The sequence below is a fragment of the Streptomyces sp. NPDC030021 genome (assembly GCF_055574035.1).
This window is the reverse complement of the sequence record NZ_JBVIAH010000005.1, coordinates 31,464-45,264: the sequence shown is the minus strand read 5'-3', so window position 1 is coordinate 45,264 and position 13,801 is coordinate 31,464. Positions and strand designations below refer to the sequence as shown.

The window sequence follows — 13,801 nt, the reverse complement described above, 5'->3', positions numbered from 1 at the left end:
TTGCGGTCCGCTTGACGTGACACGGACTGCAACGGTCCCGTCCGCGACTTCTCCCGAACCGGAACGATCACCAACGGACCCGGCTGCGCAGTCCGGTGAACCCATAGGCGCACAACAGGACCATCAGCGACAACACCAGTGCGGTCCCGACGGGTTGGGCCATCACCCGGAGGGCCCCCACCAGCAGGCGGTCGGCCTCCGGCGGCCACTGCCCCCAGGTCAGGCCGCGCAGACGGGACCCGAGCCCGGTCGACGGGTACGCGAACGAGCCCGCCAGCACCTTGCGCACCAGCGGAACCACCATCACCGGCACGGCGAGCACCGCGGCCAGTCCCGCGGTGGCGGACCGGAAGACACCGGAGGCCAGTACGCCGGCCCAGGCGCATCCGATGAGCAGCCCGGTCCAACTCACGGCCGGGGAGAGCCACTCCACCGGGGTGCGCAGCGGGCCGCTGTCGAAGACCAGTGCGAGGGCGGCGGCGTCGGCGGCCACCGTCAGGGCGCCCAGCAGCAGCGCGAGGGCGGCGCAGATGCCCAGCTTGGCGGTGAGCAGCCCCATCCGGCGGGGCACGGTGCCCCGGTCGGCGGCGAGTGCGGGGTAGCGGTACTCCTCGCCGAAGGCCAGCGCGCCGAGCAGGCCGGCGCCCAGGGCGGCGGGCGGCAGCGGCAGCAGTTCGGGCCAGGCGGCGAGCAGCCGGTTCTGCGGGGTCTGCCCGGTCCGGGCCAGTACCAGGGCGGTGAGGACGGAGACGGCGACGACGAGGGCGGCGGTGAGGACGGGGGTGGCGGTCCCGAAGACCCGGAGCAGCTCGTAGCGCAGGGGACGCAGCGGGCCGCCCACACGGCGCACGGCCGAGGCCGGACGCCCGGAGCGGATCTGCCGGGGGTGGTCGCCGGAGGCCTCGGCGACGGACTCGGCGACGGCTTCGGCGTGGCCCGTGCCGGGCTCCGGTGGCGTTCCGGCCGCGGTGCGCGCGGCCGGGACGGGCACCGTCGGCGCGCCGGCGTCGCCCGTCTCGTCGGCGAGCTGGTGGACCAGCACGCCGTGCCGGAACGCCGCCTCGCCGACCTCGGCGCAGTTGCTGCCGTACACCGACAGGCGGCTGCCGCTCTCGGCGACGATCTCCACCGCGCGCCGGGCGGCCCGGGCCTCGCGGCCCAGTACGTCGGCCAGCCGGGCCGCGTGCGGGGTGCGCACGGCGACCCGCGGACGCAGCCTGGTCCGGGCGAACTCGGCCGCATCCTGGTCGGCGACGAGCCGGCCCGCCTCGATGCTGACGACGCGGTCGGCGCTGCGGGCGGCCTCCTTGGCGTCGTCTGTGGTGAAGAGCACCGCGCCGCCGAGGGAGGCATGGCCGCGCAGCAGCCCGTGCAGCCAGCCGCGCTCGCGGGGGGAGAGTCCGGCGCCGGGCTCGTCGAGCAGCAGGGTGCACGGATCGGCAAGCAGTGCCGAGGCCAGGGCGACCCGGCGCTCCATGCCGAGCGACAGCGAGCCGAGGCGCTGGTCCCGCAGGCCCGCGATGCCGACGACCTCCAGCATGGTGTCGGCCCGGGAGGCCGGCACCCCGGCTGCGGCGCAGAGCATCCGCAGCTGGTTGCGGACGGTCCGCGCGGGGTTGCCGGGAACGTCGCCGAGGAGCACTCCGACCTCACGGCCGGGGTGCGGGATCCGGTGCAGCGCGCGGCCGCGGAAGTAGGTGACGCCGCGGCCCGGTTCGAGTTCGAGCATGAGCCGCAGTGCGGTGGTCTTGCCCGATCCCGGCTCGCCGAGCAGGGCGGTCACATGCCCCGGGCGGGCCTCGAAGGTGAGGTCGTCCACGAGGGGCGGGGCGTCGGGGCGGGGCTTGCTGGTGAGTCCGATGGCCTGGAGCATCGCTTCTCTCGCGGGGGGTGAGACCGCTCAGCGGCAGGGTGGGTACCGCAAGCAAGATAGCGCGATATGTCCGATATTCAGCGCAACCGGTCCGATGGAATGCCGATACTGCCGCCGGGCCCCGCACGGACGGCGGGTCCGGAGCCGGTGCCGGAGCCGGTGCCGGTGCCGGACCCGGTCCTGGGATGGGGCACGGCGGTCGCGCCGCTGCCGACGGCGCCTCGTACGCCCCGGTGTCAGACTTCCGGACGCAGCATCGGCGGGTTGAGGAGGGTGGCCCCGCCCGCCCGGAACAACTGGGCCGGACGCCCGCCCTGACGCGTCGTCGTACCTCCGGCCGGCACCAGGAATCCGGGAGTACCGGTGACCTTGCGGTGGAAGTTGCGCGGGTCGAGGGACACACCCCAGACCGCCTCGTAGACCCGGCGCAGCTCGCCGACCGTGAACTCCGGCGGGCAGAAGGCGGTGGCCAGCGAGGAGTACTCGATCTTCGAGCGGGCCCGCTCCACACCGTCGGCGAGGATCCGGGCGTGGTCGAAGGCCAGCCCCGTGGAGGCCTCGTCGGTGTCGGCCAGCACCTCGTCGACCTGGGCCCAGCGCGCGCTGTTGGCATCGCCCCCGGCCCGGGGTGCAGGCAGGTCCGGAGCCAGCACCAGGTGCGCCACGCTGACCACACGCATCCGCGGGTCCCGCTTCGGATCACCGTAGGTGGCCAGCTGTTCGAGGTGCGCCCCGTTGCCCGCACCGGGCAGGGCGGGGTCGTGCGCGCACAGGCCGGTCTCCTCGGAGAGCTCCCTGGCGGCGGCCCCCGCCAGGTCCTCGTCCCCTCGGACGAATCCTCCGGGCAGCGCCCAGCGCCCCTGGAACGGCTGCTCACCTCTCCGGACGACCAGCGCGCAGAGCGCGTGGCGCCGCACGGTGAGCACGACCAGGTCGACGGTGACGGCGAAGGGCGGATAGGCCGACGGGTCGTAGGGCGACATGCCGCGATCATAGTCGTCTGCCTGACGATAAACAGCGCTTTGGTGACCTTGAAGACAGCGCCCCGAAGGCGGGGCCTTCGATCGAGCGGACCGTTCCGGCCTGAGCGGGGTGGGGCGTGCTCAGCCACCCAACTGGAGCGCATCGGCCGCCTCCTCCACCATGCCGAGGCCGAGCCGGCTGATCCGGACGGCGAAGGGCTCCCCCGCCACCCGCAGACCGGAGAGTCTGAGTCCGCCCAGGGGAGCTCCGGGGAGGGGCGCGAGGGCGACCGTGCCGGCGGGGGCGTCGGGGCGGATTCCGGCGAGGGCGGTCAGCGCGTGGATCCCGGCCGCCGCGGCCACGGCGGCCGGTCGGCAGGCCGCCGGGTGCGGCACGGGGGCGCTGCCCGCGGTGCGCTGCTCGGCCGCGAACATCTCCGGTAGCCGGTACCCGAAGGCCTCCGCCGCGTCCAGCAGGCCTCCGAGCAGGCCCGCGGCCTCCTTCTCGAAGCCTGCCTGGGCCAGTCCGGCCACGGCCACCGCGCTCTCGTACGCCCGCACGGCGCCCGAGCGGTGGCCGAACGGGTTGTGCCCCGGCTCCTTGACGGCCATGCTCCGCAGCCCCCATCCGGAATCCATGGCGGGGGCTCCGAGCAGCCGGGCCAGCTGCTCGGCGCGGGTGCGGTCCAGGAGTCCCGGGGCAAGCCGGCCGCCGCTGAGCAGTCCGGTGTCGAGCAGGTGGGCGGCGGCCCCCGTCAGCCGTGGCAGCGGTCTCCCGTCGGGGTGGAGGGCCGAAGCGGGCCGGCCGCCGTCCGGGCCGTCGATCCAGAACCCGGCCCGGAACCGCTCCCGCAGCCCGGCCGCCCGCTCCCGCCACTCCTCGGCTCCGGGCCGTCCGCACGCGGCGAGCAGATCAGCGCCGAGCACGGCGGCCCGATGGGCGTGGGCCTGGGTCTCGCAGCGCCGCGGACCCGGGTCGGGATCGGCCAGGAAGCCGTCCTCCCCCCACGCGCCACGCAGCCAGTGCAGGCACCGCTCGGCGGCCGGGAGCAGCCGGTCCACCTCTTCTTCGGGCATGCCCCAGAGCCGGGCCTCGGCCAGCACCGCGGGGAAGGCCAGGGTCGCCTCGGTGCCGGTGCACCCCGGCGGAAGCTGCGCGCCCGCTCCGCGCAGCGGGCCCGGGATCTTCCCGAGGTCGGGCCCCCGTTCCTCGGTCTGGGTCCGGGCGAGGATGCGCAGGGTGGCCGCGGCGAGACCGGTCCCGAGCGGCAGCGCCATCCGGGCGGCCCAGAGCGATTCCGCCGGGGCCAGGCCGAGCCGCCAGGGCGCTCCCGCCGCAGCGAAGGCGTCGCCCGGCTGCTCGGGGTCCCTCAGGAGCAGCGCGCCCAGGTCCTCGACGCTGGTCCGGAACCATGCCTCGGCCCTCGGATCGTCCCCCTCGGCCCGGGCGTCGGCCAGCGGGTTCGCCACCTGCCCGGCGGGAGCCCGCCCCACCCGTTGCTGCGTGGTCCGCAGCTCGATGGTGCGGGATTGGCCGGGAGCCAGTTCGAGCTGCCAGCGCAGCAGCCCCGCCGAAGCCAGCGCGTCGTCGGGCGGCGGGTCGGCGGCGGTCACGGCCTGCGCCTCGCCGGTGCTCCAGCGCAGTCCGGCAGCGTGCACCCCGGCGGGCAGCTCCGGCCCGGCCCGGCCCGCGGCCACGGCGGCCAGCTCCGCCAGGTCGGTTCCGAGCAGCACCTCCACGGGCAGGCGTACCGGCCGGGCCGAGAAACTGCGCAGGGTGATCCGTTCGGTGCCGTCCGCGTGCCGGACCCGTTCCACACCGATGTCGGGGTCGGGGCCGGGCTCGGCGCCGGTGCGCACGGTCGCGGTGAAGACGGCCCGGTCGGCAGCGAGGCTGCGCCCCTGCACGGCGACCGGGTCCCGGCCGCCGACGCGCAGCACGCAGCGGGAGAGGAGGCGGCGCCCGGACCGGTAGATCCCGTCGATCCCCCGCCCGGTCAGCTGGCCGTGCTCCGGGGAGATGACCAGACAGGGCGCGGCGACGCAGATGACGGCGCCGTGCACGGGCGGCAGTTCGGACCTGCGGGCGGCGGGCACGCCGGGTGGGCGGGGAGGTGCGGGGTGAGACATGTGTCGCCTTGTCTGCGCTCCGGTCGGTTCAGCTGGGCGGCGGCGCGGCCGGGCCCCCACCACCCCCCAGCTGAACGCCCCCACCCCCGCCCGGGTCACGGGCCCGGGCGCCGTCCGGGCGTGCCCGGGGTGAAGCCCGCGCCGCCGGGGCAGGCCCAGGGCGTACCTGAGCGGTCTCACCGGACCGCCGGACGACGTGAACCGGTGCGCGCTCACTGTTCGCTCCCCGCGGTACGGCGGGACCCGCGGCGGGAGGCCGTCCGGCTCCGCCGGCCAGGAGGACGGGTACCGGCCGAGGAGCGCCCTCGCCGGGGCTCCCGGCGGCGCCGCTCCTCCCGCAGGCACTGCCGCAGCCCCTCTGGGTCGATCCCTTCGTTGCATGCGTGGTGGAGCAGCTGGGCGAAGCGGTACTCGGCGTCCGCCCGCAGGGCCAGGCCGAAGGCGATCCGGGCGGTCGGCTCGTCCCCCGTGGACCACGAGACCCAGCCGGCGAGAGTGAGCGGGGCCGCAGCGTGCTCGCCGTAGGCCCCGACGCAGCGCCGGGCCAGGGCCCGCCACAGCCGCAGGGCCGGGGCCGCGTCCTCGTCCTCCATCCATTCCGCCGCGATGTCCCGGATCTCGCGGTCCTGGAGGCCCAGAATCAGTGAGGCGGCCTCGTCGTGGCCGAGCAGTGCGTCGTCCCAGTCGTCGGCGTGGGCGCCGCCCTCGACGGGCGGGGCCAGCGTCAGGCGCCGCATCAGGGTCCGCGCCAGGGCGATGGTCTCGGCGCCGACCTCCTCACGGGTGGCCCCGTCGAGGATCCTGGGCATCAGGGCGGCGGCGGCCCGGTCGAGGGCCCGTTCCGCCTCCTCGGCCACGGCCCCGCGCAGCGGTGCCATCCTTCCCTCGATCTCCTTGAGGGAGCCCCTGACCTGGAGTCCGGCGAAAGTGGCCGTCGCCGCCAGCACCGAGGTGCCGACGGCGGCCAGCCGGCTGCCCTCGGCCGGGCAGCACCGCTCGTCGGGGCATACGTAGGACCAGAACCGTCCCGCGGACAGGCACAGGGCCTCCAGTACGGGCACGTCCAGCGCGCCGCAGGCCAGCCGGATCCCCTGGGCGAGCGGCCGCAGCCGGGCCATCACCCGCCGGCCGCTCTCCTCCCCGCTCGGCTCCTGGCAGAGGTAGACGACGATGCCGTCGGGCTTGCCGCCGCGCCGTTCGCTGCCCCTGATCAGGCACTCTGCGACCTGTCGGGCGGTGTCTTCCCATTCCCCGGGCGAGCTGGGAATACCGACGCGGAGCCGGCCGCCGAAGCGCCCGCCCTCGCCGTGCACGGCGACCATGACGAGGGAGTCGGTCGGGTGGAAGCCGAGCATGTAGGGCAGCGCGTCGGCCAGTTCGGCCGGGCTGCGCAGGGTGATCTGGGGTCCGGTGGCGGCTCCGGCCGGGCTGATGGAGGGCCGGTCGGACGGGGTGCGTGATTCGTGGTTGTTCGTCATGCCACGAAGGTCCCGCGCATGATCCGATCCCGAAAGCCCTGTGGATAACTCCCGCCGCCGCCGTCCACAGGCCCGGAGCGGCATTGGCGCGATGTCGGAGGCATCAGGTTGCATGGGGGCATGAACGCAGACCTGAGGTCCTCGGCCGACTCCGTACTAGCCCGTCTCGTGGGCGACCCCACGGGCGCCGCCAGGCTGCGCGAGGACCAGTGGCGCGCGATCGAGGCCCTGGTGGCGCACAAGCGGCGGGCGCTGGTGGTACAGCGCACCGGCTGGGGCAAGTCCGCGGTGTACTTCGTCGCCACCTCGCTGCTGCGGGCGAACGGCGCCGGCCCCACCGTGATCGTCTCACCGCTCCTCGCGCTGATGCGCAATCAGGTCGAGGCCGCGGCCCGGGCCGGGATCCGCGCCCGCACCATCAACTCCGCCAACCCCGAGGAGTGGGAGGGCATCCAGGCCGAGGTGGCGGCGGGTGAGGTCGATGTCCTGCTGGTGAGTCCGGAGCGGCTCAACAACCCTGATTTCCGCGACCAGGTCCTCCCGAAGCTCTCCGCCGCCACCGGGCTGCTCGTGGTCGACGAGGCGCACTGCATCTCCGACTGGGGTCACGACTTCCGCCCCGACTACCGCCGGCTGCGCACCATGCTGGCCGACCTGCCGCCGGGTGTCCCGGTGCTGGCCACGACCGCCACGGCCAATGCCCGCGTGACCGCCGACGTCGCCGAACAGCTCGGCACCGGGGCCGGTACGGACGCTCTGGTGCTGCGCGGCCCTCTGGACCGCGAGAGCCTGAGCCTGGCGGTGCTGACCCTGCCCGACGCGGCGCACCGGCTGGCCTGGCTCGCCGACCACCTCGGGGACCTGCCCGGCTCCGGGATCATCTACACACTGACCGTGGCGGCCGCCGAGGAGGTCACCGCCTACCTGCGCCACCGGGGGCACACCGTGGCCTCGTACACCGGCAAGACGGAGAACGCCGACCGCCAGCAGGCCGAGGACGACCTCCAGGCGAACCGGGTCAAGGCGCTCGTGGCCACCTCCGCCCTCGGGATGGGCTTCGACAAGCCCGACCTGGGCTTCGTGGTGCACCTCGGCTCGCCCTCCTCCCCCATCGCCTACTACCAGCAGGTCGGCCGCGCGGGCCGTGGCGTGGAGCACGCGGAGGTCCTGCTGCTCCCCGGCCGGGAGGACGAGGCGATCTGGCAGTACTTCGCCTCGGTGGCCTTCCCGCCGGAGGAGCAGGTGCGCCGCACGCTCGACGTCCTGGCCCAGGCCGGCCGGCCACTGTCGCTGCCCGCCATGGAGCCGCTGGTCGATCTGCGCCGCACCCGGCTGGAGACCATGCTCAAGGTGCTCGACGTCGACGGCGCCGTGCACCGCGTCAAGGGCGGCTGGACCTCGACGGGCGAGCCCTGGGCCTACGACGCCGAGCGCTACGCGTGGGTCGCCCGCCAGCGGGCCACGGAACAGCAGGCCATGCGCGACTACGCCGCGGCCACCGGATGCCGGATGGAGTTCCTGCGCCGCCAGCTCGACGACGAGGAGGCGGCGCCCTGCGGCCGCTGTGACAACTGCGCCGGGGCGCGGTTCACCGCGGAGGTCTCCACCACCGCGCTGGACACCGCGCGCGGTGAACTCGGCCGCCCGGGCGTGGAGCTGGAGCCGCGCAAGATGTGGCCGACCGGGCTCGCGGCGGTCGGCGTCGACCTCAAGGGCCGCATCCCCGCCGGGGAGCAGGCCTCGACGGGCCGGGCGCTGGGCCGGCTGTCCGACATCGGATGGGGCAACCGGCTGCGCCCGATGCTGGCCCCGCAAGCTCCGGACCAGCCGGTTCCGAAGGACGTCGCGCAGGCCGTGGTCGCGGTGCTCGCGGACTGGGCCCGGGGCCCCGGCGGCTGGGCCTCGGGGGCGCCGGACGCACCGGCCCGGCCGGTGGGCGTGGTCGCCCTGCCCTCGCGCAGCCACCCTCAGCTGATCGGTTCGCTGGCCGCGCGGATCGCGGAGATCGGGCGGATGCCGCTGCTCGGTGCGCTCGCCTACACGGACCAGGCACCGGAGTTCGGAGCGGTGTCCTCGAACAGCGCACAGCGGGTACGGGGGCTCCACCAAGCCCTCACCGTGCCCCCGGCGCTGGCCGATGCGCTGGCGCAGTCCGCGGGCCCGGTGCTGCTCGTCGACGACCGCACGGAGAGCGGGTGGACCGTCGCGGTCGCCGCCCGGCTGCTGCGACGGGCAGGCGCGAAAGAGGTGTTCCCGCTGGTGCTGGCGCTTCAGGGCTAGCCGAATGCGTCATCTTCGGCGTGGCGGGGCAAGGATATGAACGGCATACCGGCGAATTCCGGTCGGCGGCGTCAATTGCTCGTTGCCGCACGCTCAGAAGCCACGCGAGAATTGGGGTGCTCCCGCTCGGCTCCTCGGCACCCTCCTGGGCCGCGCTGCGGCGCGCCCTGACTCCACCGTGCCCGTTCGCGGGCGTGTACCCGAAGGGAGGACCGTGACCTTCGGATTCGCGCCGCCCCCGACCACGTCCCTGGCAACAGCCACCGGCGGCACAAGCCGGCACGGCAGACTGCTGGAACCCGCGGAATGGACGGCGGCGGGCATTCCGCTCCTCCGTAATCCGCGCGAGGTCGTCAGCGGGCTGCACTCCCGGCACAGCCCCGTGCCCTCGACCGCGGTCATCGCCGTCCTCGGCCCGGAGGAGCAGCTCGTGGCGAGCGCCTCCTTCGTGCAGCGGTCGGCCTCGGCCGACGGCTGGGAGTACCGCAACGCCCTGCTGTCCCGGCTGCGCCGGGTGCTCCCGCACGACCTGCGCAGAAGGACACCGGTGCGGACGGCGGTGCTGCTCTACTGCCGCGAGGGCGACGAGCGGTGGACCGAGGAGGACGGCGCGTGGATGTGGGGGCTGCGGGACGCCTGCACCCTGCACGGTCTGCGCTGCGGCGCGTACATCACGCTGACCCACGGGGGCTGGCAGGTGCTGGGCGAGGGCCGTGGCGGTCGGCGCCCGAGCTCCGACTCGCGGCCGCAGCGCCTGGGCGACACCGTGGCCGAGTTCTCTCCGCTGGCCCTGCACACCGGGGGCGGCGCGGTCGAGGCCCTGCGGCGGACCGCCGCGCGCTGACCCCCGCAGGGCCCCGGGGTGCACCCCCACGGGTACGGCCCCCACGGGTACGGTCCGCGCCCGTGCTGCTGTCACTGCGGGGCAGCCACCCGTGCGGCTGCCCCTCGTACAACGGCACGGCACGCCCGCCCTGCGTGCGGGCATGCCTCACGGCCGTGCACCCAGGAACGGGCGTACGGCGGATCAGGCCTCAGGCTCCGACCCGGGCCCCGGCGCGGGCTTCAGCGGGGCCGGCCCATGGCCCGCCCCGCCCCTCGCCCGTGCCGGGTGCAGGGCGTCAGACGCCCGCACCCAGCACGGAGTTGATCTGCTGCGGGTCGCCGCACACGATCAGCAGCGCACCCGCCCGGGTGAGCGCGACCGGCAGGGCTCCCGCGATGGCGTCGACCGCTCCGCCGTTGGCCGCGAAGACCACGACGGGACGGTCGGCGGCGCGCTGGACCTGCGCCGCGTCCGCGTAGAAGACGTCGTCCCCGGCGTCGTGCAGGGCCCAGTACGCGGCCTCGCCGAAGGACAGCTCGTGCGCGGCCCACGGGTGCGGGTCGCCACTGGTGAGCACCAGGATGTCGCCGGGCGCGCGCCCGGTGTCGAGCAGCAGGTCGACGGCCTCTTCGGCCGCGTCCAGCGCGCCCTCGGCGGAGGCCGGGATCAGCTGGATCTGCGGCACCGCCGCAGAGACGGACGGTGCGGTGGGGGCAGCGGCAGGGGCTGCGGGAACGGGTCCGGGGGTGGCCTGCGGCGCACGCTGCGCGGGCGGTGCGGGCCTGGCGGGACCGGGGCGGCCGGGCCGCGGTACGGCGGCGGGACGCGGACCAGGTACAGGGCGGGGGGTCTGCGCGGTGCGGCTCGCGGCCGGCGTGACGCGGGGACCCTGGGCACTCTCGTGAATCTGAGGCTCCTCGATGGCGGGGGTGAGAGGCATGAGTTGACATCTATCAAACACCGGTACGAAACGTACCGGTCGGTGGCACACGCGTGCGATCAGAAATCGAAGCCGAGTTGGCCTCCGTTTTCCAGCTCCATCGACTCCTCGCTGCGGCGCACCTTCTTGAGATGGCGCCACCGGGGCAGCGCGTCGAGGTACGACCACGAGAGCCGGTGGTAGGGGGTGGGCCCCAGCTCCTCCAGCGCCGCCCGGTGCACGGGCGAGGGGTATCCGGCGTTGGCGGCGAAGGCGAAGTCCTCGATTCCACCGCCCCGTTCACCGAGTTCGGCCATCATGCGGTCGCGGCGGACCTTGGCGATGACCGAGGCCGCGGCGACGGCGATGCAGGACTGGTCGCCCTTGATCACCGTACGGACCCGCCAGGGCGGGCCGAGATAGTCGTGCTTACCGTCGAGTATCACCGCGTCGGGCCGCACCGGCAGCGCCTCCAGTGCGCGCTCCGCCGCCAGCCGGAGGGCGGCCGTCATCCCCAGGTCGTCGATCTCCTCGGGCGAGGAGTGCCCGAGCGCGTACGCGGTGACCCAGTCCTCCAGGACATCGAGCAGGGCGTCGCGTCGCTTGGGGGTGAGCAGTTTGGAGTCGGTGAGCCCGGCGGGCGGCCGGCGCAGGCCGGTGATCGCCGCGCACACGGTGACGGGTCCGGCCCAGGCCCCTCGTCCGACTTCGTCGACCCCGGCGATGACCTTGGCGCCGGTGGTTGCACGGAGGGAGCGTTCGACGGTGTGGGTGGGTGCTTCGTACGGCATGGCGCCAGCAAGGTTACGCCGCCCCGAGCCAACTGCACACCCCCGCCCCGGTCCGACCCGCCCGGGATCGGACGCGAACCCCGGTCCGCACGCCCCGCGCCGCCCCCGCCACGCCTCACGCCCTGAGCAGCGGCACCATCACCTCGTCGATCAGCGCCGCGATGTCCGCGTCCTCCCATTCGCTTCCGCACACCTTGGCGCGGTACATCAGCATCGCCGGAATGACATCCACGACAAACGGACCAGTCGCGTCCGGCCGCACATCACCCCGTGCGATTCCCCGCTCCACAAGCTCCCTGATCAGGCGCTGGGCCGGCTCGTGCAGACCGGACCAGATGACTCCGTGAAACCGATCGGCATGCATGTGATCGCATTCGTGAAGCACTGACCGCAGCGCCTGCCCGGCGCGCGAGTGCATCACGTCCCGCGTGCTCACACACAGGAGGTAGAGGTCCTCGCGGATCGAACCACAGTCGGGAATGTCACCGATCCGCGGCAGACCGCTGCGCAGCGCATCGGCCACCAGGTCCGCCTTCGACGGCCAGCGGCGGTAGAGCGCGGCCTTGCCCGTCTGCGCGCCGGACGCGACACCCTCCATGGTGAGCGCGTTCCACCCGACCGTACTGAGCTGCTCCAACGCGGCATCGAGAATCGCCCGTTCGAGCTCCGGACCCCGCCTGCGCCCCGGCGACGCCGCTGACCAGCGCGAGCCCACCATCTCCCCACCTCCGACCGGATTGCGCGTTCGGCGCACATATTTTCAGCCTTAGTGAACGCTTGCGTTCACTAAGGCTCGGCTCCTACCGTGGACCCGCAGTGAACGAATGCGTTCACTATTTCACTTTGGGGGGAATCCTCAGTGACAAGCTCTCAACTCGCCACGCCCCGGATACCGGGCGCGGCACGCCGGGAGGGGCGCCCCGGAGTGGCGCTCGCCGTCATCGCCGCGTGCCAGCTCATGGTCGTCCTCGACGCGACGATCGTGAACATCGCGCTCCCGCACATCCAGAGCGCCCTCGACTTCACCACCACCGACCTGTCGTGGGTGCTCAGCGCCTACACCCTCACCTTCGGCGGCCTGCTGCTGCTCGGCGGCCGGGCGGGCGACATCCTCGGCCGACGCCGCGTGTTCCTGGCCGGAATCCTGCTCTTCACCCTGGCCTCCCTCCTCGGCGGCTTCGCCCAGGAGCCCTGGCAACTGCTCGCGGCCCGCGCCCTGCAGGGGGTCGGCGGCGCGATCGCCTCGCCGACCTCGCTCGCCCTGATCACCACGACCTTCCCCGAAGGCCCCGAGCGGAACCGGGCGTTCGGGGTGTTCGCCGCCGTCTCCGCAGGAGGCGGCGCGATCGGCCTGCTGGCCGGCGGCATGCTGACCGAGTGGCTCGACTGGCGCTGGGTCCTCTTCGTCAACGTGCCGATCGGCGTGCTGATCGCGGTCCTCACCCCGCTCTACATCACCGAGTCCGAGCGCCACCCCGGCCGCTTCGACATCGCCGGAGCCCTCACTTCCACCGGCGGCATGGCCTCGCTCGTGTACGGGTTCATCAGCGCAGCGGAGAAGGGCTGGCGCGACGCGATCACCCTCGGCTCGTTCGCCGCGGCCCTGGTCCTGCTCGCACTCTTCGTCGTCATCGAGTCGCAGGCTCGCGAGCCGATCATCCCGCTGCGCATGTTCGCCGACCGCAACCGCACCGGCACCTACGTGATCATGCTCGGCCTGGCCGCCGCGATGTTCGGCATGTTCTTCTTCATCGTCCAGTTCGTGCAGAATGTGCTGGGCTTCTCCCCGATCCAGTCCGGACTCGGCTTCCTGCCCGTGACGGTCGCCATCATCACCGCCGCCGGCCTCTCGCAGCGCTTCCTGCCGCGCTTCGGTCCCAAGCCCTTCATGGTCCTCGGGTCCGCGCTCACCGGAACCGGGCTGGCCTGGCTGACCTTCATCCGGACCGACAGCTCCTACGTCTCCGGAGTGCTCGGGCCGATGCTGCTGTTCGGCTTCGGCATGGGCCTCAACTTCGTGACCCTCACCCTCACCGCCGTCTCCGGTGTGGCGCCGAAGGAGGCGGGCGCGGCCTCCGGGCTGCTCAACGCCAGCCAGCAGGTCGGCGGCTCGCTGGGCCTGTCCATCCTGGTCACCGTCTTCGGCACGGCCAGTCGTGACGAGGCCACGAAGCAGGTCCCGTCCTTCATGGCGCAGGCGGACCCCGAACAGATCGCCGCCTTCAAGGAGACCGGTTTCCTGCCCGACCCCTGGGGCGACCTCGTCCTCGCCCACGGCATCTCCACCGCGTTCTACGCCGCCGTCGCCATGGCGGGCCTGGCCCTGGCGACCGCCCTGCTGGTGATCCGGGTGCGCAAGAGCGACCTGGAGGCCCTGGCCGGCGCCGCCGCGAAGGCCGGTCCGGCCGCCTGAGCGAGGTCTTGCGTACGTACGGGGCCGGGGGGGGGGGGGGGGGGGGGGGGGGGGGGGGGGGGGGGGGGGGGGGGGGGGGGGGGAGGATGGGGGGGGGGGGGGGGGGGAGAGAGAGAACAGAAAAAGAAA

The 13,801-nt window shown here is 74.1% G+C and carries 10 protein-coding genes; 3 read left to right on the top strand and 7 right to left on the bottom strand.

From position 1 onward, the window contains the following. Positions 1-67: 67 nt before the first annotated feature. The 4 genes from ACZ4YL_RS11585 to ACZ4YL_RS11570 all read right to left on the bottom strand — a co-directional run bounded on the left by ACZ4YL_RS11585 (position 68) and on the right by ACZ4YL_RS11570 (position 6,443). On the bottom strand, positions 68-1,873 hold the full coding sequence (locus ACZ4YL_RS11585) for an ATP-binding cassette domain-containing protein (RefSeq protein WP_468115705.1): 1,806 nt from the start codon (positions 1,871-1,873) through the stop codon (positions 68-70). A 236-nt stretch (positions 1,874-2,109) separates the two neighbouring features. After that, positions 2,110-2,856, bottom strand: a complete 747-nt coding sequence (locus tag ACZ4YL_RS11580) for an NUDIX hydrolase (RefSeq protein ID WP_468115703.1) — start codon at positions 2,854-2,856, stop codon at positions 2,110-2,112. A 120-nt stretch (positions 2,857-2,976) separates the two neighbouring features. After that, entirely contained in the window at positions 2,977-4,965 is a 1,989-nt protein-coding gene (locus ACZ4YL_RS11575) for a glycogen debranching N-terminal domain-containing protein (RefSeq protein ID WP_468115701.1), read from the bottom strand. A gap of 212 nt (positions 4,966-5,177) precedes the next feature. Continuing rightward, positions 5,178-6,443, bottom strand: a complete 1,266-nt coding sequence (locus ACZ4YL_RS11570; RefSeq protein WP_468115699.1) for a DUF4192 domain-containing protein — start codon at positions 6,441-6,443, stop codon at positions 5,178-5,180. 120 nt (positions 6,444-6,563) lie between these two features. Between ACZ4YL_RS11570 and ACZ4YL_RS11565 the strand changes: the two genes are divergently transcribed. Then, entirely contained in the window at positions 6,564-8,723 is a 2,160-nt protein-coding gene (locus ACZ4YL_RS11565) for a RecQ family ATP-dependent DNA helicase (RefSeq protein WP_468115697.1), read from the top strand. A gap of 214 nt (positions 8,724-8,937) precedes the next feature. After that, complete coding sequence (locus ACZ4YL_RS11560; protein WP_468115695.1) at positions 8,938-9,567, top strand: hypothetical protein; 630 nt, start codon at positions 8,938-8,940, stop codon at positions 9,565-9,567. A gap of 277 nt (positions 9,568-9,844) precedes the next feature. Here ACZ4YL_RS11560 and ACZ4YL_RS11555 read toward each other — a convergent pair whose 3' ends face one another. From ACZ4YL_RS11555 to ACZ4YL_RS11545, 3 genes are all read right to left on the bottom strand, one after another. After that, positions 9,845-10,489: a hypothetical protein gene (locus ACZ4YL_RS11555; protein WP_468115693.1), complete on the bottom strand. Its 645-nt coding sequence runs from the start codon at positions 10,487-10,489 to the stop codon at positions 9,845-9,847. Between the two features lie 59 nt (positions 10,490-10,548). After that, positions 10,549-11,259, bottom strand: a complete 711-nt coding sequence (locus ACZ4YL_RS11550; protein ID WP_314248690.1) for a ribonuclease HII — start codon at positions 11,257-11,259, stop codon at positions 10,549-10,551. A gap of 115 nt (positions 11,260-11,374) precedes the next feature. Beyond that, positions 11,375-11,977: a TetR/AcrR family transcriptional regulator gene (locus tag ACZ4YL_RS11545; RefSeq protein WP_468115691.1), complete on the bottom strand. Its 603-nt coding sequence runs from the start codon at positions 11,975-11,977 to the stop codon at positions 11,375-11,377. A gap of 141 nt (positions 11,978-12,118) precedes the next feature. On the opposite strand from ACZ4YL_RS11545, the gene ACZ4YL_RS11540 reads away from it, so the two are divergent. Next, positions 12,119-13,672, top strand: coding sequence for an MFS transporter (locus ACZ4YL_RS11540; protein WP_382545044.1), 1,554 nt, complete (start codon positions 12,119-12,121; stop codon positions 13,670-13,672). Positions 13,673-13,801 lie beyond the last annotated feature (129 nt).

Bases quoted from the DNA above. Each gene is read 5' to 3' on its own strand.
- ACZ4YL_RS11585 (WP_468115705.1), bottom strand. From the start codon at position 1,873: ATGCTCCAGGCCATCGGACTCACCAGCAAGCCCCGCCCCGACGCCCCG.
- ACZ4YL_RS11580 (WP_468115703.1), bottom strand. From the start codon at position 2,856: ATGTCGCCCTACGACCCGTCGGCCTATCCGCCCTTCGCCGTCACCGTC.
- ACZ4YL_RS11575 (WP_468115701.1), bottom strand. From the start codon at position 4,965: ATGTCTCACCCCGCACCTCCCCGCCCACCCGGCGTGCCCGCCGCCCGC.
- ACZ4YL_RS11570 (WP_468115699.1), bottom strand. From the start codon at position 6,443: ATGACGAACAACCACGAATCACGCACCCCGTCCGACCGGCCCTCCATC.
- ACZ4YL_RS11565 (WP_468115697.1), top strand. From the start codon at position 6,564: ATGAACGCAGACCTGAGGTCCTCGGCCGACTCCGTACTAGCCCGTCTC.
- ACZ4YL_RS11555 (WP_468115693.1), bottom strand. From the start codon at position 10,489: ATGCCTCTCACCCCCGCCATCGAGGAGCCTCAGATTCACGAGAGTGCC.
- ACZ4YL_RS11550 (WP_314248690.1), bottom strand. From the start codon at position 11,259: ATGCCGTACGAAGCACCCACCCACACCGTCGAACGCTCCCTCCGTGCA.
- ACZ4YL_RS11545 (WP_468115691.1), bottom strand. From the start codon at position 11,977: ATGGTGGGCTCGCGCTGGTCAGCGGCGTCGCCGGGGCGCAGGCGGGGT.